Genomic DNA, 17,500 nt, shown 5'->3' on the forward strand with positions numbered 1-17,500 from the left:
CTGTTGGAATGGCTATACTGTTTTTGCCTTCTGTGGAACGGAATGAACAAAAAATGCGAACGTCCTTATCTTGCGTTCGCAAAGTGACTTTTTAAGGGCTGACTACATAGAGAAGAGCGAAAAGGTGGTTCTATTTTTGGACTTGGCGACTTTCCATCGTAAGCTGCTAAATCAAGAGACGCGGCTTCGCCATAACGGGAAACTAAATCATACAAAGTTCTATTGGCAGCAGCATTTGATACTCTCGTTAAGAACCATTGCTCATTCCTTCGTTTACACTCTGTAAAATAACTTAAAGCCGTGCATTTCACTCAAAAAGTTTATCAGCTCGAAATCGCGCGATTGCAAGAAAAGCGGTGTTATTCCGGGTCGGAAATGGAGCGTATTCAAGCCTTCCCGGTCGGCCACATTGACTTCAAATTACGAAAAATGTATATTGAGGTGTTGCAAGGAGGTCTTTATGAATTACGCACTCCTAGAAAAAAATTGAAATTACTCCCGCAATCGGCTCTTGACGAGATCGATTCCTATGTGGACTACATTTTTTTTCAAGTTTGCCTCGGAGGAAAGCTCAATGTCCGTTTCCCAGAAGAAAGGCTTTGGGTGTCTTAAGGACATTCCCTGCAAAATGGCTCCCGACTTTGACGAACCGCTCGAAGAGTTCGCGGAGTACATGTAATTTTAGTTATGCTTCTCTTTGGGAAATCGCGATAAAGCAAGCGAAAGGAACTCTTGAATTCAACATCAGCATTCCTGAATTGAGAAATGTTTTAGAAAACGAATGCTTCGCTTATCTCCCGCCAACGGAATACGATGCAGAAAGGTTAAAAAAGTTGCCTGACATCCACAAAGATCCGTTTGACAGATTCATTATCGCTCAAGCAATTGAAAACGATTTGACGATAATAACGCGAGACACAAAAATTCCGCTTTACGAAGTAAAAACGACCTGGTAAAATAATTTCCACACAAAAAAGGCGTTCCGCAGGGAACGCCTTTTCAATGCTTTTAGATCCTTCTCCCCGCAAGGGGGCTTGGCTCACTAAGGGCTGTTCGGACCTTCGGTTGGTTCGGCATCCCCGTCAAGCGAGGACAGACGCTCACCAACCTGCTCAGGGACCTTTATTTCACCACGATGTTCACAAGCTTGCCCGGCACGACAATGGACTTCACGACGGTTTTGCCCGCCATAAATTCTTTTACTCGGTCATTATCAAGGGCAAGTTTTTCGAGTGCGGCCTTGTCCATGTCTTTGGCGACTTGCGCTTTGGCGCGGACTTTTCCGTTTACCTGGAAAACGACTTCCACGGAGGATTCTTCGGCTTTGGAAGCGTCGGCTTTGGGCCAGGGCGCATAGGCCATCGATTCTTTGTGTCCGAGCACTTGCCACATTTCTTCGGCGAGGTGCGGTGCGAACGGTTGCAAAAGAAGGGCAAATACTTCGCAGGATTCGCGGTAGCGATCGGCGGATTTGAGAAGTTCGTTGTTGAAAATCATAAGTTGGCTTATCGCCGTGTTGAAACTCAACTTTTCAATCGCATCGGTTACCTTGATGATGCTCTGGTGCATCACTTTGGCGAGTTCTGCGGGAACAGGCGTGTCTTTGTATTCAACGGTGTCTTCTTCGCCGATGACCGCACGGAATGCGCGGGAAAGGAAACGGTACATGCCTTCGATTCCTTGGGTATTCCAAGGCTTGACCGCATCGAGGGGACCCATGAACATTTCGTACAAGCGAAGCGAATCCGCGCCGTATTTCTGAACGACATCGTCCGGGTTCACCACGTTCTTCAGGGACTTGCTCATTTTGGCGACAATCTGATGCAGCTCTTTTCCCGTTTCTTTATCAAAGAATTTTCCGCTTTTTTCTTCGACTTGATCGACGGGAACTTTGGAGCCTGCGTCGTCTTCGTAAGCGTAGGCGAGAATCATTCCTTGATTGAAGAGTTTTTGGAACGGTTCGTCCGTGGAAACGAGTCCCAGGTCAAAGAGCACTTTATGCCAGAAACGGCTGTAAAGAAGGTGCAGCACGGCGTGTTCCGCGCCCCCGATGTACAGGTCCACGGGCATCCAGTATTTTTCCAATTCTTTGCCGACAAAAGCGTTTTCGTTTTGGGAATCGATGTAACGCAGATAATACCAGCAGCTTCCCGCCCATTGCGGCATGGTGTTTGTTTCGCGCGTACCCTTGCGTCCGTTTTTATCGACGATATTTACCCAGTCCGTCGCATTGGCGAGTGGGGACTGTCCGCCATCGCCTGGTTTGAAATTTTGCACGTCAGGCAGGCGAACCGGAAGTTCCGTTTCGTCGAGAGCTGTGATTTCGCCGTCTTCCCAATGGATGATGGGGAAGGGTTCTCCCCAGTAACGCTGGCGGCTAAAGAGCCAGTCCCGGATTTTATAGTTCACCGTTGCTTTGCCAATCTGATGGGATTCCAACCAGCGAATCATTTTGGCGATGCCTTCTTTTTTGGAAAGCCCGTTCAGTGAAAGGGTTTCGTTTTCGCTGTGGATGTATTTGCCGTCCGCAGGCCAGAACGCCTTTCCTTCGAGTACGAGCGCTTTTTTGTCTTCGGGGCAACTCGCATCGGGTTCCATAATGCAGACGACGGGCAGCCCGAATTTTTGGGCGAAGGCGAAGTCTCGGGAATCGTGGGCGGGGACGGCCATAATGGCTCCCGTGCCATATCCTGTTAGAACGTAGTCCGCAATCCAGATGGGAATCCGCTTTCCCGTCAGCGGGTTTATGGCGTAGGAACCGGAAAATACGCCCGTCTTTTCTTTAGCGAGTTCCGTTCTATCCAAGTCGCTTTTGAGTGCGGCGGCATGGACATAGGCGGCAACGGCTTCTTTGTTTTCGGGAGTCGTGAGCGAATCGACCATTGCGTGTTCCGGAGCGATGACCATGTAGGTTGCACCAAACAGCGTATCGCAACGGGTCGTGTAAACGCGAAGTTTTTGAGAAGTCGGTTTCCCGTCTTTGTCGGCGATGGCAAAATCGACTTCGGCACCGTTGCTTTTTCCAATCCAGTTCTTTTGCATGTCCTTGACGCCCTGAGGCCAGTCCAGTTTATCGAGTCCCTGGAGCAGACGTTCGGCGTAAAGCGGGATGCGCATGAGCCATTGTTTGAGATTGCGGCGTTCGACTTCCTTGGTGCCGCATTTTTCGTGGGAACCGTCAGCGAGAACTTCTTCGTTGGCGCAGACGATTTTGCAATGCTTGCACCACCAGACCTGAGCGTTATCGTAATAGGCGAGGCGCTTGGAATCGCGGTAGGCGATAACGGCTTCTTTCCCCTGCGCTTCAATTTCTGCGGGAATCGGAAGTTCGGCGATGGGGCGACCTTTTTGCAAGGCCTCGTCGAACCATGTGTTATACAGGCGGGTAAAAATCCACTGGGTCCACTTGTAATACTTGGGATCCGTCGTGTTGATTTCCTTGTCCCAATCGTAAGACAGACCGAGCCGTTTGATTTGCCGACGGAAATTGTCGCAATTCTTTTGGGTGGTGATTGCCGGGTGCGTTCCTGTTTGGATGGCGTATTGTTCAGCGGGAAGCCCAAAGGCGTCCCAGCCCATCGGGTGCAATACGTTGAATCCCTGAGCGCGTTTGTAACGGCAAATGATATCTGTTGCTGTGTAACCTTCCGGGTGTCCTACATGCAGGCCCGCGCCGGAGGGATACGGAAACATGTCGAGGCAATAATACTTGGGCTTGGATTTGTCTTCGCCTGTTTTGAATGTCTTTTGGGCTTCCCAGTAGGACTGCCATTTGGTTTCTATTTGTTGCGGATTATACTTTGCCATTTTATGACTCCGAAATAAAATCGTGAACGCTGTGGGCGTTTTTTTTGCCCTTTAATTTAATAAATGAAGCGGCATGAATTTGCCTACGGCCTTGGTGATGTCGCTAAAATGACTTGGGCGTTTGCCTTTTTGTCAGGTGTTTTTTGCGCATGACGGCTGTCGGGTGCGTTCTATAGACATAGGCGAAAAGCGGCGAACGGGGAAATTCTTCGGCGATAAGCGTGTTCATCGCTCGAAGGACGACTTTTTTGGAAACGCATTTGGCGGCGAAAGTGTCCGCTTCGTATTCTTGGGAAAAGCAGACGAAATGGAAAAGAATTCGGGATGCGGCAAACAGCAGGTGAAAAAGCAGAAGAAGTTCGACGAGGCCTAATTGGAACAGAATGCCGACGCTTCCTAGAAAAACAGCGATAGCGATAAGAATTCCGGCCCAGAAAAATTGACGAATGATGCCGTGATGAAATTTTTGATGCGCCCTTTCATGGGCTTTTGCAAAGGCGCTTTCCGGATCTTGCGGCTTTGACGAAAGCGATTCCGGAGGCAATAAATCGTTCAGCAGAGGAATTATGCGAACAAGGGCGAATCGGTCGTTCTTTTGTCCCGATTTTCGGATTTCGGCGATTTCCAGAGCTGCCCGCAGAAAAACTTCCAGCGCAAGAAATCCCCAGATGGCCCAGCCGATCGTCATTTAATTTTCGCCTTTCAATTCTTTGGAAAGCGTCGATACCCGATGGAGGACTTCTTCAAAACGCATTTTTTCCCATTCGATGAATGCGACATCAATCGGGTGCGAAGCGTCGTAATCGTCAAAAATTTCCCTGCCGCGGACAAAGTCCTTGTCCGTTCCGTGCAAAACGGATTCCGACCATTGCTTTTCCAAAGCGCGATATGTTTTCAACAGTTCTTCAAAGGAATTGGGAAGGGCGATTTCCTTGAGAATTTCCCGGAGCAAGTCGCCGGTGAAAATCTTGCGGATTTCCAGCGGATTTTGTAGCAGGAGGCTGCGGTCTTGTTCGGCGGCCATCGTCATTTTTGTCGCCACATAGCGTTCCAGAAATTGGCGGTAAGTACTTTTGGCAAAATGGCGCGCGGATTCTTTGATGTAGTTGCTCCCCAGACCCGGAATGTTTTCTTCGGTGTAGATTTCGCGGATTTGCGGGACTTGCAGTCGCCGGAGGGCATCCAAAACCAAGGAAGCGTTTTTGTCGCTTAGAACCTGCGAATCTTCCGGAGCGACAAATCCTTTTCCCCGGAGAGCGTATTTGTAGGCGTTGCGGGCGATAGCGTAGGCGTTTTTCCCATAGCACCAGCCAGGGCGAAGCTCGTTCAAGTCGGAGCGGATGACGCGAATCTGCGGATCTCCGGGCAAAATTAGGCTGAAGGGAAAGCGCAGGCGTTGAGGGGACGCGGTAACGCCCGTGGAGATAATCGTATAGGGCGATTCCGAAAAATTGGCGGGAAATTTGATGTTGGAACCCAGACCGAAAAACATTCCCAGCGCGGGCATGACTTCCTGGTCGGGCATTCTTCCCGTGTGGTTGGAACCGACGTTCGCGCCGTATCCCAGATTGCCGTGACCTTCTGGCCAAAGTGCTGCAATGAGTAGGGAGTGGTGGTGCGCCTGGGTGAGAGGCCCCACAAAACTATGGGTGATTTCCGCTTCGTCGATGTGGACGCAGGGGCAAATGATGGACGAATTGATAATCGCCTTGTTGCCGACTTTGGTCCGCTTCATCAAGACGGAATCTTTGACCAGAGCCGTCGAATGAATTTTGGCGCCTTCTTGTACGCAGCTGTTTTCCAGAATCACGCCGTCATAGATATATGTCGGATTTTCCAGATTGCCCAGGGCGACGGAGTTGCGAATTTTGGAAGCGCCGTCAATGCGCACTTGTTCGCCGATCCAGGAATTTCGGACGATGTTGGTGTTGGCGACAATGGCGTTCTTTCCAATGATTCCGTAAGGCAGCAGGACTTCGTTCCGCCAGGTTTCCATCTGCTGGATGAAGGCTCGGCTTGTCTCGGAATCCACTTTGGAAAAAAGCTGCATCTTGACCAATTCAGGGGTGATGTCCGGGATAATTCGGACCGTGCGTCCGCCCATCTCGTTTCCGACGGCGATTTCTGCACCGATCTGATAGTGGGATTTCCCATTGGCGACAAGGGATCCGACGTTTTGCACGACCGCGCCTTGCATCACCCAGATGTTGGACATAAGGCTCACATGGTGAATCAGCGAATTTTCAATAATGCTGTCGTGAATGGAACTGGAATAAATTCCGGTGGGCGCGGAAACGTCGCCGGGCATCAAAAGCGTGCCGTAAAAAGCGGGCAAGTGGACTTTTCCCGAAAAAGAAGATCCGGAAATGCGGTTGGGCGTAAAAGCGGGATCGACGGAAATCTGGGACCAGTCTTCACAGCGGTTGCCGTTTTTTTCCAACGTTTCGATTTCTTGCGGAGAAAGGGGGCGGCTTTTGATAGAAGCGCGGCTTGTGCGAAAATTTTCCGCATAGCTGTTCATCGAACTGGTCTTTAATACTTTTTTTAATTTGAACAAGCGTTGCATAGGTATTGATAAAATACTATTTTCCGTGATGAACCAATTCTTTTAGCTTAAATTCCTTATATGATTTCTGAATATCTGAAGACCTGCATCCGTAAGCAAAAAAGGGAAATCGTCGTTTACCCTAACGATTTGTTTGAACAGCGCGTACAAGAAGAAATGATTCGCACCGACGAATACAAAAGCTATTTCGTCTATGCGGAGTTGGATTTTGAATCCGTCCGGAAGAATTTGCCTGCGGACCAGGAAGAAAAATTTTGGGAAGCCTTTTTTAAAACTCTGGCGACCAAAGGACGCGGTTCCGACGTTCTGGGATTATTGGAAAAAGATTCGGGTCTTGGATTGATTTTGCTGGATTCCAAAATGGACGGCTGGGACAGACTTGTTGGTCGCATCCGTGAATTTGGAAGGGATGGCGTCACGGATTTTGGCAAGTTGTTGGGAACCGTTAAAGCGTTTGTTTATCCGGCTTATATCGATCCGGCGTCTGCTGCGGTTTAAGGGGGCGGAGTGATAAAAGTCTTGGTCGTCGGCTCGGTCTATCCGCGCTTTCAGGAGGACAACGAAGTTCCATGGCTTCGGAAATCCGTCGCCACGTTGCGGGAATCGGGCGTGGATGTCGAAGTGCTGGCTCCTTCTTACAAGGGTTTGAAATCCCACGAGATTGATGGCGTTCCGGTTCATCGTTTTCGCTATGCTCCCAAGCAGCTGGAAATTTTGACCCATGACGAAGGGGCACCGACCAAAATGGCCAAGCATCCTTCGATGCAGCTTCTTGCGATTCCCTATTGTATCAGCGGATTTTTTTCCTGCATCCGCTTGGCTCGCCAAAAAAAGTTTGACATTATTCATGCGCATTGGCCCTTTCCGCACGCTTTAATCGCTTTGGGTGCTTGCAAAATTTTCCGGATTCCGCTGGTGCTGAATTTTCACGGAGCGGAGCTGCTTTTGATTCGGAAAAAGAAATGGATTCGCCCGATAATGAAATTTATCATCGGAAGGGCGAGTGCCATTTTTGCGAACAGTCGCTTTACCGCGGAAAAAATTTCGGTGCTTCGACCGGCGCAAATCGAGTGGAGTCCTTACGGTTCGCCGTTATTTTCGGGCAAGGTTCCGCCTGCGCATCCGCGGAACGGACGCTATAAAATTCTTTTTGTCGGCAGGCACATCGAACGCAAGGGAATCGAATTTTTGATTCGAGCCGCCGCATTGCTCGATGCCGAAAAATTTGAAATTCGGATTGTCGGCAAGGGAAATTTGACGGAGTCTTTGCGGGAATTGGCGCAGCAAATCGCTCCGAAAAATGTGGTGTTTACGGGTGCGCTTTCCCCGGACGCATTGCGCAAGGAATATGCGGAATGCAACTGCTTTGCCTTGTCGGCGATAGTGGATTCCAAGGGCGATACCGAGGGACTTGGCGTCGTTTTGATTGAAGCGATGCAGTACGGCTTGCCGGTCGTTGCTTCCAATGTCGGAGGAATTCCCGATGTGGTGGTGTCGGGCGAAACGGGAATTCTCGTTCCCGAAAAAAATCCGCAAGCTCTGGCGGATGCGTTTCAAAAATTGGAAAGCGACCCCGAAATGGAAGCCGCTTTGCTCAAAGGTGCCGAGAATCGCATCGCCGAATATTTTAATTGGAATCGCATTGCCGAAAAGCAGATCGCCGTTTATCGACGGTTACTTTCTCGGTGAATTTATTTTAATTCAAATTTCATCAGCACGCTGGCGTCGATTTGAATTTTTTGTTCGGGAATCGCGGACATTTTGCTGTTGCGGGCGAAAGAGCCTGCGGCAAGGACAACGCCGTCGCTGTAGGCATTTGGGCCATCGCCGGATCCGTCGCTGACAAATAGGACTTTGCCGAGTTTTTTCCCTGACGCTTTGGCGAGGGCATTCGCTTTACTTTTGGCTTCGTCAATGGCGATTTGATAGACTTCGATTCGCTTTTGGGATTCGTCGTTCAGGACGGGCGTCACGTTGGAAACGCTCAAATCGGCAATGGTTGCAATCCCTTCGATGAATTTGGAAAGTTTTTGCGGATCTGAAAGATGGACGGCGATATTCTGCGAAATTTCAAAACCGTCCGGATGGCGCTTGTTGTTTTCCCATGTCCACGCTTTTTCCAAAGAAAAGCGCTGGGCGACAATGCTGTCGCGCGGGATGTTCAATGTGGAAGCAAATTCGACGAGATTTCCGACGCTTTCGCCGCTTGTCTGGATGAGATATTCCTTGCTTTGGTTGCGGGCGTTGTAATTTAGGGATATGAGGATGCCAGAAGGGCTGTAAGTTTTGGAATGCGATGCCGAAACGATGACTTCGCTCGGAGCGGAACGCTTTGAAAACGAGGGCGTGGCTTTTGGGGTGGAGTGGACGATATAGACGATGACCACTGTCGTGATGCAGAGAGTGATAAATGCGGCCAGAAATTTCATAGGAACCTCCTTTTTGATGGATATATACAAATTTTGTTCCCGCTTGTGTGGGCGGGTTTGTTCGCTTTTTCAAAAAATGTATTTTATGGAAAATTTGGAAAGGATGTCTTATGAAAAATCTATGTCTTTCGGCTCTTCTCGTCTTTGCCGCCTGCGTATTTTATGCATGCGGACCTTCTGCCCTAGAAATCAAAGAGATGTCTTCCGAGTGCGAGTTCAATGTGGAAGTACGCTATATGCCGAACGATTCGATCGCTCTTTTTGTGGGGAACACTCTTTACATAGCGACTTCGCAACTGGTTTCCGAAAGCCTGTATCCGCTTTCCGTTAGCACTCGCGATCCGATGAACATCGACGGGCGTGCGCCGACAGATGTGGTGAACTCCGACGAAGAACTTGTGGCCTATATTCAAAAACGCGTTCCGGGCGTTTCTCGTTTTGGAATCGTTATGGGCGATAATGTGTCGAACGAAATCGGATTTGAACCGTCGGCGACAGTTCAAAAACTGCAAGAATTTTTTGCCAAAAATTATCCGGGATCTTCGGCGGTTCTTTTTGGTGAAAAAGCCGGCGAACTGATTTCCGCCAAAAAACTTTACTAATGGCAGGTGGCGTGTATGTTGGGCATTCAACAAAAAAAAGGTTCTTCCGATAGGCTTTGCGGGCGACTTGTCGTTTATGCAAGGATTGCGCCGTCCGCGATGAAAGACGGGGATTCCGGACGCTTTCCGTTTGGATCGATGGTTCGCAATGGGATCTTGGCCGTCCGCGGCGAATTTGAAAAAAACGGAACCATCAAGCATTTTATGCAGCGGGAAATGGGAACTTCCGTGGATCAGGGAATTTCAAACCTGATTGAACATATTAAAGAAACCGGTGGCGAATTGCCCGATGGCGTCGATGCGGATACTTTCCGTGAACGTCTGGAAGAACTTTCCAGCATGGAAATCATACCCGTTCCCGCTAAAATCATGTTCTACAATAACGAAGAGGAAATTTTGCAGGAAAATGCCGATGTCTATTATGTCGGCGAATTTACAGGCATGAGTCAGGCGCATCTTTGCATTACGAGCGTCCCCATTCTTTATCAGGCGCAATACCGGGAACAGCAAAATGCCGAAGAGCAGGCGTATATCAACGAACTTCTTTCGCAAATCGAATCCAACGATTTGATTTCGAGTAAAACCGATTCGGGCGAATTCCTTCCGGGCAACGGAAACCTGCTTTCTTTTGTCGGCGAATTGCAGGAACTTTTGGAACGTCAGGTAGTGCCTTTTCTTTTGTATCAGGCGGTCGGAGAAGAACTTTTTCAGCGTTGTCTAGATCGCTTTTACAAATTTATGGAACCTTACAAAGAACAGAAAGATGTGCAGCAAATCGGCTTGTCGATTTGCCAACTGCGCGCCGACGAAAACAATGCCAAAGAGCGTTCCCGGTTGGAATTGTTGTGCAAAAAAGTGGGCGCCATGTATCACGAAAGATTTGAACTCTTGCCCGATATTCAAAAGCAACTGGCGGATTTGGAAAAGGAATCGTAATGCGGCCTGGGCGATTTTGGGAAATAGACATTTCGGAATTGAATGATGGTCTCCTCTAAAGTGGCCTGATGAAGATGTTGCAGGAAATTGCCAAAATAGACGAATACGTTTCTCGGCGGTTGTATTCGCATCGGTTTTCGGAAAAGACGGATCGGTGGTTGCGCCGTTATACACGTCTCGGAGACGGTTATGTTTGGGGCGTTATCGTCCTTTGGATCTTGTGGAGCATGGGCTGGAAACCCTTGCTTGGGGTTTTGCTACAGGTCTTTCCCTCTTTGGTTATGTCGCTAGCGTTGTATTGGCTTGTGAAACTTTCGGTAAAGCGGCGGCGGCCCTTTGAAGTGATCGCGGAATTTCAGGCGCGGGTTCCTCCTTTGGATAAATACAGTTTTCCTTCCGGGCATACGATGAACAATCTGGCGATTGCGACAACTCTTTTGCTGTCCGTTCCGGCGGCGGGGCTTGTGATGATGGCTTTGCCCCTCTCTTGGGGATTTTTGCGTGTCTATTTCGGAGTGCATTGGCTTTCGGATGTTGTCGGCGGATTTTTGTTGGGAATCGTCAGTTTTGTGTTGGGGCATTGGATTTGGGTTGTAGGGCTCTCGCCGCTGGTTTCGGGGTATCTATGAATTTTTTGACATCGGAACAGGTCCTTGAAAAAAAGAAGCCCGAAGAACGGGTGACGTTTTTGATTCGTCATGCAGAACGTCGGCATATTCTGCCGACAGATGAAGATTACGGTTCCAAAGTGCCTTTGACGGAAACGGGCGAATCGCAGGCTCTGGCTGCGGGAAAGGAAATTTCCCGTTTTAAGGCGAGTTCTTTCTTTTTTGGGGCAAGTCCCGTTTTTCGTTGTCGCCAGACGGCGGCGTTAGTGGCAAAGGCTTGCGATGCCGAACCATTTTCTTCGGCGGAAAAGGTCGTGGCTTTTGACTGCCTCGCAGAATTTTATGTGAGCGAATGCGTGGATTACGAAAGGCATTTGCGGGCTGGTTTTTATCCGGCGATTTGCCGCTATCTTCAGGAAGGCACTCTGGCCGGATTTTTGCCGGTGCGAGAAGGATCCGAAAAACTGCTGGCCTTCCTTTTGGAAAATTCCAGAGCCGATTTGAATTTATTTTGTTCCCATGACGCTTGGATTGTGCCGTTTCTTGCGCATTTTACCGGTTTGCATTTTTCTTCGCAATGTTGGATGAATTTTTTGAGCGGTGCGGCAGTTCTGCTCAATTCTTCCCAAAAGAAAGTGCGCATTTTCCCCGTCAAATTTTTGGGCGACGGCTTTTTGCGCTTTTAGGGCTTTGTGAATGCCCGTTTCGCCATTTTGAAGCAAAAAAGCGAGGGAGGATTTTTATTGGAGATGGATTTTAAAACTTAAAAGTCCCTGCTTTGCAGAGACTTTTAAGAGCGGGGAGGGCGGGATTCGAACCCGCGATAGGGTTACCCCTATACGTCCTTAGCAGGGACGCGCCTTCGGCCAACTCGGCCACCTCCCCTAATTCGGGGATTCCAATTCTACATATTATTTCAAAAAATTTCAAGTTAAAATTTTAAAAAAGGCTCAAATATCTATTTTTTAACCCGATTTAGAGCGGGTAATCATGATGACTTGGATAAAAACACTATTGAAAATTGCCGCAGCACTCTTTATTGTGGGCCTTCTTTGCCTAATTCCGGCATATCTGATTGTCTTTAAGTATCTGCCGAAGCAGGATCCCGACGGCATTTTTAATCGCCGATATATTCTTTCCGAGCTTTCGGGCGAATCCCGGGTGTATTATCGGGACGGCGAACGCCTTCTCGGATCATTTTTTGACGTGAACCATCGGATTTATGTGCCCTTTGGTGAAATTCCAGAAAATATTGTGAATGCGCTAATCGCTGCGGAAGATTCCCGTTTTTTTGAACACGGGGGATTTGATGTCTCGGGATTTAGTCGGGCGATGTTCAACAATATCCGGGCGGGAAGGTTGCAGCAGGGCGGCTCCACTCTGACCCAACAGACGGTCAAAAATATCTATGGGCGAGAGGAAAGGAGCGTCAAGGCGAAGTGGAAAGAGCTGATCAATGCGCTTCGGATGGAACATTTTTTCTCCAAGGAAGAAATTCTGGAATTTTATTTGAACCAGTTCCATGTTTCGGGAACCGGTAAGGGCGTGGCGATTGCAGCCCAGTACTTTTTTAACAAAGAGTTGAAGGATTTGACTTTGGCGGAGTGTGCTTTCATTGCGGGTTCCGTCAAAGGCCCGTTCAATTATGATCCTTTCATCCAGCGGAATCAGGAACGTCGGGATCGGGCATTAAAGCGTGGTCAGGAACGTTTAAAATATGTTCTCGGTCGCATGGTGGACGAAGATTTTATTTCTCAAGCGCAAATGGATTCGGCGCTATCCAGGCCGCTGGAATTTAATCACGGGAAATTCCGTTTTTCCCTTTCGACGCAGCTCTCCCGAATAGAAGAAAAATTCGATTCCGAATTTTACCAGAATCTTTTTGAAAAAGAAGGCGTTTCGGATTGGCGTAAAGCGCAGCTGCAAATTGTGACGACAATCGATGCGGATTACCAGATGGCGGCAAAGCGGGCTGTCCAGAATAATATCTCGGAGCTGCAAGTCAAGTTGGGCGGTTTCGCTCTTCCCAAGTCCGACCAGCCGAATCGGGCTGCGTTTGCGCGCGTCGGGGACTATCTGTATGGGGCTGTCGATTCTGTGCAGTATGATGCCAAGGGAAATCTTGCTGGCATCTTCCTTTCTTTTGGGCAGTTGCACGGACAGGTGGACAAAGACGAACTTGTCGATTTGGGAAAGCGCATGAACGCCGATGTGAAAACGGTCCTTGCGCCGAGGCTCGGTAAAGGTTCCGTATTGCTTGTGAGTGTCAAAGATTCTGTTCCTGTGAACGGGGCGATTCCCTGCGCTATTGAAACGGAGCCTGTTTTGCAAGGTGCGCTGGTCGCTTTGCAGAATGGGGAAGTTGTCGCCAGCCAGGCGGGATTCCACAACACGGGTTATGACCGTTCTTTCAAAGCCCGTCGTCAGTTGGGGTCCAGCTGGAAGCCGTTGCTTTTTGGAGCCGCGCTCAAGTACCATTGGCATTATCTCGATGAATTGGAAAACGACTTCAACCTGTTCCAATTTGAAAATGATTTTTATTTTCCGCGCCCGGATCACAAGAACAAGGGAGAAACCGTCAGTATTTTGTGGGCGACAGTCCGCTCGGAAAATATCGCGACCATCTGGCTTCTCGATCATCTTTTGGACAAGCTTTCCGATGAGGAATTTGCGGAAGTCGCTGCGGAAAACGGCTACCTCAAGCGAGAAGAAGAAACGACGGAAGATTACCGAAAGCGTCTGCGGGACAAATATGGGCTCTATCTTAACGAAACGGCGAAACAGGAGATGGAATTTACCAAAGCGCAAAAAAATCTCTATGAAAAATTCATTTACGAAAATCGCCCGAATGCCGCGCGGGCTTTGCGGAATATGTTCTATGGAAGAAACGTGGAAAATGGGAAAAAGAAATATCGGAAAATAGACAAGTCGTATTTTGCGGAATTTGACCACAACTTTTTGCGCTATCTAGGCATTCTCAAGGAGCAGGATTTGAAGGCGACGGCTCCCGATGAAAATCTGATGGAACCGATTGCGGACCGGGAAGTCTATCCGGATTTGAAACTATCGGATATTCGGCGTTTGAACGGCATGGTGGAAATTCCTTCGGAAGAAACGGACTATTCCAAAGTGGAATCGCTCCGCTATTGGCCGGATTTTAGACGCTCGGTTTCTATGGCGGCATTTGCCCGCTTTGCCAAGGAAATTGGAATCCAGGGAGAACTTCGCGAGGTTTTGAGCATGCCGCTGGGAGTGAACGAAATTCCCTTGTCGGAAATGACGACGGCGTATCAGACTTTGCTTTCGGGAAACATTTACAAGTGCGCCGACGGAGATTGGAATGAACCGTGCTTGATAAAAGAAATCCGGAATCGCGAAGGGCGGGAAATTTTTGCCAATGTCGTCGAAGTGAAAAAGGTCCTTTCCGATTCGGTGACGGAACAAATGGCCGTGATGCTTCACGCTGTATTTGAATATGGCACTGCTCGTAGCCAGTATAAAAATCTCACTGTGCAGTCGCCGTCAAAGGACGCTTCGCTTTTATTCCCTGTGTTTGGAAAAACCGGAACGACGAACGATTATAAGAACGTGGCCTTTTTGGGAGCTATGCCGACTTATGTTCCCGACAAAAACGGATTCGGACAGGACTCCGTAATAGCGATTGGCAGTTATGTGGGCTTTGATGATAACCGCCCGCTGAAATCGGGAAGGACTCGGATTGCGGGTTCTTCGGGCGGGCTTCCTCAATGGGCGGATTTTGCGAAGAAGGTGATTCAACTTCGGGAAGAAAATCGTCATATCGATTTTTTGGACATTTCGATGCTGGCGAAAGGTGCTGTCCCACTGCGGCTTGGATTGGAGCGGGGTGAAATTCAGGTAGGACCGATGACGGGGCTTCCCGTGTACGCCGCTTCCGAAAATTTGAGAGCGATTCCTCTGTTGGATATTGCGGGCTACACGTCGCCGGCTCAAGTGGAATCTGCTGCGGCAAGTGCGGCAAATGTCGGAATCGTCACTTCGCTTTCGATGCCATCGTTCGCGATGGATTCTTTGAAAAAGGAAACGGTTTCCGCACCGCCTGTTGACGATTTTGAATTGCCGGCGGATTTTTCGGGCGACAACGCCTTTGTCCCGATTGAACCGGGCGAGATATTTTAAAAATAGAGGAGTTTATGCGGACTTTGTGGATTTCGTTTGGTCTCATCTTGGCTCTGGTTCTGACTGCTTGTACTGGGGCTCCTCGCACGGAAAATTTTCCGAAATCCGAAGTGCCGGTTTCTTTGGATTCGCTTTCTGATTTTAAAACGCCCGAGCAAATTTCATTGCCTCCAAATTTGCCCCCCTCGAGTGTCGATACCGTTGTGGCGGCACCTTTGGATTCGACTCCGACGATTCCTGCCGAAGAAAAACGGATAGAGGCGGAGACGGAAACCGTCGATGATGCGGACATCTATGTGGACATTCCTAGGCTTGCGCGCCAGGCTTTGGCTCGTGCGGACTCCTTTTATAAGGCGGGAACTTTAGATTCTGCACTGGCGATACTCGAAAAATTTTCGGTACTCAATCCCTTGTGGGAAGAATGGCAAATGCAGGCGAAAAACTTGAGCGAAAAAATCAAAGCGTCGGATTCGCAAAAAGAGGAAAAATGCTTTCGTCTTTTAATCGATTTGAAAAATGCGCAGTCGCGTCAAGCAGCGTATGCGGAAATCAAACAGATTGCCGATTCGGTACGCACCTTTTCCCTCAACGACTCTCTCTCGGTTTATTTGGATTCCATGGTCAATGTGGCCTTTGCTCGCTCTTTTCAAAAAGCGCAATCGGCTCGAGATTCGGCTTTGGCTTTAGCTCGTGAAAAGGCGGATTTTCTCAATGCCGAAAAACGGCTTACGGAATTGCTTTTGCATTTTCCCGATTTTGCGGACACGTTGAATCTGCGGGGCGCATTAGTGACCGTTGCCAATTTGCAACAGGAGACCTCTTTGGCTTCGGCTGCCTATTGGAATTCCCATGATCCACAAAAAGAACTTGAAAATGCCAGAAAATGGGCAAAAGAAAAAAAATGGCAGGCGGCCAAGGAAATGTATCAGAAACTCAAATCGAGTAATCTTCGCGGCGATGCGCTTCGGGATATGGATTCTCTTTATGTGGATTATTGTACGGAAAAACGCAAAAATGCGGCGAACTATTTTGCGGAATACAAGCGCGCTTCTGCCAAAGTTCAAAATAAAGCGGAAAAGCTCCATCGGGCAATCGCCGAACTGGACGCTTGCTTGGAGTTTGCGCCGGAATATAAAGAGCGTTCTACGGTGATATCGAATCGGCAATTTTTGCAATCGGAACTCCAAAAATGATTTTGGGCTTTGAATGGTATATGTATGTCGCCTTTTTCTTGGTGGGAATGCTGGCGAGTGTAATCAATAGCATTGCGGGCGGCGGCAGTACCATCAGTTTGCCGATAATGATTTTTTTAGGACTTCCGCCAACGATTGCCAATGGAACCAATCGGATTGGATTATTTGTAGGAAATTGCACGTCGGCGGTTAATTTGTTCAAACATGGACTGTTGAACAAGAAGGTCTATGCGAATTTATTTTTTCCCACTTTGATCGGATCGCTTCTTGGGATATTCTTTTTGCTCAAAATAAACGACAAGGTTTTTCAAGGCATTCTTTCGGTCGCCATTTTTGCTGTTGCCGTGATGGGCAATTTGAATCGGAATCTTTTTGGCAAGCCGCCAGAGAATCCGCCCGAAAAACTCTCCTTGCCGGCGTTTCTCGTCTTTTTTGCCATTTCCATTTATGGCTGCATTGTGCAGGTTGGTGTCGGCTTTCTGCAAATTTTTGCCCTTTCCCGTTATACGGGGCTGGATCTTTTGCACGTCAATGCGATTAAGAACGCTTTGACATCGACGTTTTTGCTGGTCAGCACCGTGGGCCTAATCGTCATAGGGAAAGTGGAATGGGGTTTGGCCGTTTGCGTTGCGGTGGGGGCTTGTTTGGGCGGCTTGATGGGGAGTCGTTTGCAGCGCAAAAAAGGAAATGTTTTTATTCGGCATTTCATTTCGTTCGCCAGTTTGATTATGGCGGTAATCCTGCTGAAAAATATATTGATGTGATAAAATGAATTTGTGCGCAATTTTGAAGGCTCGCATTTCGACGTAGAAAATTGTGGACGATTGAATTTGATTTATGGGCTCCTCTAAAAATTCATTTTCAAAAGATTGTTGCATTGTGTGGTTAGTTCTCAGTGGTTGGTTTTCGCATAAAATTAGGGGCTTATATGCGAAATACTCGCCATTGAGTTTTTCTTCAAAATGTGAACTTCTTTTCAAAACGAAAATTTCTTTTCATAAGATGAAATTTTCTCGCGGGTTGCGAGGTGCTTATAAGCCTTGGGAAATAATCACTAATCACTTCTCCCTTGCCGCTGGTTGGTGTGCTTGTCGAAGCACTTTATCAAAGCCATTTTTTGAGACGGTCTTTGGGTGCAGATTTGAAAAATTTGGTAGAATGATGGTGGATTTGCGGACGGACACCGATTTGTCATGCGAAA

The 17,500-nt window shown here is 48.4% G+C and carries 15 protein-coding genes and 1 tRNA gene; 11 read left to right on the forward strand and 5 right to left on the reverse strand.

Going from position 1 to position 17,500, the window contains the following annotated elements:
• Nucleotides 1-300 precede the first annotated feature (300 nt).
• Complete coding sequence (locus B5D40_RS15980; protein WP_078777174.1) at nucleotides 301-612, forward strand: hypothetical protein; 312 nt, start codon at nucleotides 301-303, stop codon at nucleotides 610-612.
• Nucleotides 600-956, forward strand: a complete 357-nt coding sequence (locus tag B5D40_RS12490; RefSeq protein ID WP_078777176.1) for a type II toxin-antitoxin system VapC family toxin — start codon at nucleotides 600-602, stop codon at nucleotides 954-956. Before B5D40_RS15980 ends, B5D40_RS12490 begins: the two co-directional genes overlap by 13 nt.
• A gap of 166 nt (nucleotides 957-1,122) precedes the next feature.
• Here the strand turns inward: B5D40_RS12490 and leuS are convergent, their stop codons facing one another.
• From leuS to B5D40_RS12505, 3 genes are all read right to left on the reverse strand, one after another.
• Nucleotides 1,123-3,807, reverse strand: a complete 2,685-nt coding sequence (gene leuS, locus B5D40_RS12495) for a leucine--tRNA ligase (protein ID WP_078777177.1) — start codon at nucleotides 3,805-3,807, stop codon at nucleotides 1,123-1,125.
• 103 nt (nucleotides 3,808-3,910) lie between these two features.
• Nucleotides 3,911-4,495 (reverse strand): M48 family metalloprotease, encoded by a 585-nt coding sequence (locus B5D40_RS12500; RefSeq protein WP_078777179.1) that lies wholly within the window; start codon nucleotides 4,493-4,495, stop codon nucleotides 3,911-3,913.
• The gene (locus tag B5D40_RS12505; RefSeq protein WP_078777181.1) at nucleotides 4,496-6,373 is read right to left on the reverse strand and encodes a DUF4954 family protein; all 1,878 of its coding nucleotides are present in this window, start codon (nucleotides 6,371-6,373) and stop codon (nucleotides 4,496-4,498) included. It lies immediately after the preceding gene.
• Between the two features lie 60 nt (nucleotides 6,374-6,433).
• Between B5D40_RS12505 and B5D40_RS12510 the strand changes: the two genes are divergently transcribed.
• Together B5D40_RS12510 and B5D40_RS12515 are read left to right on the forward strand one after the other, a co-directional pair.
• On the forward strand, nucleotides 6,434-6,871 hold the full coding sequence (locus B5D40_RS12510) for a hypothetical protein (protein WP_073304759.1): 438 nt from the start codon (nucleotides 6,434-6,436) through the stop codon (nucleotides 6,869-6,871).
• Nucleotides 6,872-6,880: 9 nt separating this feature from the next.
• Complete coding sequence (locus B5D40_RS12515; RefSeq protein ID WP_233134312.1) at nucleotides 6,881-8,062, forward strand: glycosyltransferase; 1,182 nt, start codon at nucleotides 6,881-6,883, stop codon at nucleotides 8,060-8,062.
• Between the two features lie 2 nt (nucleotides 8,063-8,064).
• Here B5D40_RS12515 and B5D40_RS12520 read toward each other — a convergent pair whose 3' ends face one another.
• The gene (locus tag B5D40_RS12520) at nucleotides 8,065-8,802 is read right to left on the reverse strand and encodes an SIMPL domain-containing protein (RefSeq protein WP_078777182.1); all 738 of its coding nucleotides are present in this window, start codon (nucleotides 8,800-8,802) and stop codon (nucleotides 8,065-8,067) included.
• A gap of 110 nt (nucleotides 8,803-8,912) precedes the next feature.
• On the opposite strand from B5D40_RS12520, the gene B5D40_RS12525 reads away from it, so the two are divergent.
• The 4 genes from B5D40_RS12525 to B5D40_RS12540 all read left to right on the forward strand — a co-directional run bounded on the left by B5D40_RS12525 (nucleotide 8,913) and on the right by B5D40_RS12540 (nucleotide 11,634).
• Nucleotides 8,913-9,404, forward strand: coding sequence for a hypothetical protein (locus B5D40_RS12525; RefSeq protein ID WP_078777183.1), 492 nt, complete (start codon nucleotides 8,913-8,915; stop codon nucleotides 9,402-9,404).
• 15 nt (nucleotides 9,405-9,419) lie between these two features.
• Nucleotides 9,420-10,340, forward strand: coding sequence for a hypothetical protein (locus B5D40_RS12530; RefSeq protein ID WP_078777184.1), 921 nt, complete (start codon nucleotides 9,420-9,422; stop codon nucleotides 10,338-10,340).
• Between the two features lie 68 nt (nucleotides 10,341-10,408).
• Entirely contained in the window at nucleotides 10,409-10,969 is a 561-nt protein-coding gene (locus tag B5D40_RS12535; protein WP_233126467.1) for a phosphatase PAP2 family protein, read from the forward strand.
• Nucleotides 10,966-11,634, forward strand: a complete 669-nt coding sequence (locus tag B5D40_RS12540) for a histidine phosphatase family protein (protein ID WP_078777185.1) — start codon at nucleotides 10,966-10,968, stop codon at nucleotides 11,632-11,634. The genes B5D40_RS12535 and B5D40_RS12540 overlap by 4 nt, the downstream gene beginning before the upstream one ends.
• Before the next feature lie 111 nt (nucleotides 11,635-11,745).
• On the opposite strand, the gene B5D40_RS12545 is transcribed toward B5D40_RS12540, so the two are convergent.
• Nucleotides 11,746-11,833: transfer RNA gene (locus B5D40_RS12545), tRNA-Ser, on the reverse strand.
• Between the two features lie 105 nt (nucleotides 11,834-11,938).
• Here B5D40_RS12545 and B5D40_RS12550 point away from each other — a divergent pair.
• From B5D40_RS12550 to B5D40_RS12560, 3 genes are read left to right on the forward strand one after another with little or no spacing between them, the layout of a single operon-like run.
• A complete protein-coding gene (locus B5D40_RS12550; protein ID WP_233134313.1) occupies nucleotides 11,939-15,106 on the forward strand; it encodes a transglycosylase domain-containing protein in 3,168 nt (1,055 codons plus the stop codon).
• Nucleotides 15,107-15,120: 14 nt separating this feature from the next.
• Nucleotides 15,121-16,299 carry a hypothetical protein gene (locus B5D40_RS12555; RefSeq protein ID WP_078777186.1) on the forward strand — a complete coding sequence of 393 codons (1,179 nt, stop codon included), beginning with the start codon at nucleotides 15,121-15,123 and terminating at the stop codon, nucleotides 16,297-16,299.
• Nucleotides 16,296-17,063: a sulfite exporter TauE/SafE family protein gene (locus B5D40_RS12560; RefSeq protein ID WP_073304774.1), complete on the forward strand. Its 768-nt coding sequence runs from the start codon at nucleotides 16,296-16,298 to the stop codon at nucleotides 17,061-17,063. The genes B5D40_RS12555 and B5D40_RS12560 overlap by 4 nt, the downstream gene beginning before the upstream one ends.
• The last annotated feature ends 437 nt before the right edge of the window (nucleotides 17,064-17,500 follow it).

Origin of the sequence: Fibrobacter intestinalis (genome assembly GCF_900167415.1) — a bacterium.
In the GTDB taxonomy this organism is placed as follows: Bacteria; Fibrobacterota; Fibrobacteria; order Fibrobacterales; family Fibrobacteraceae; genus Hallerella; species Hallerella intestinalis.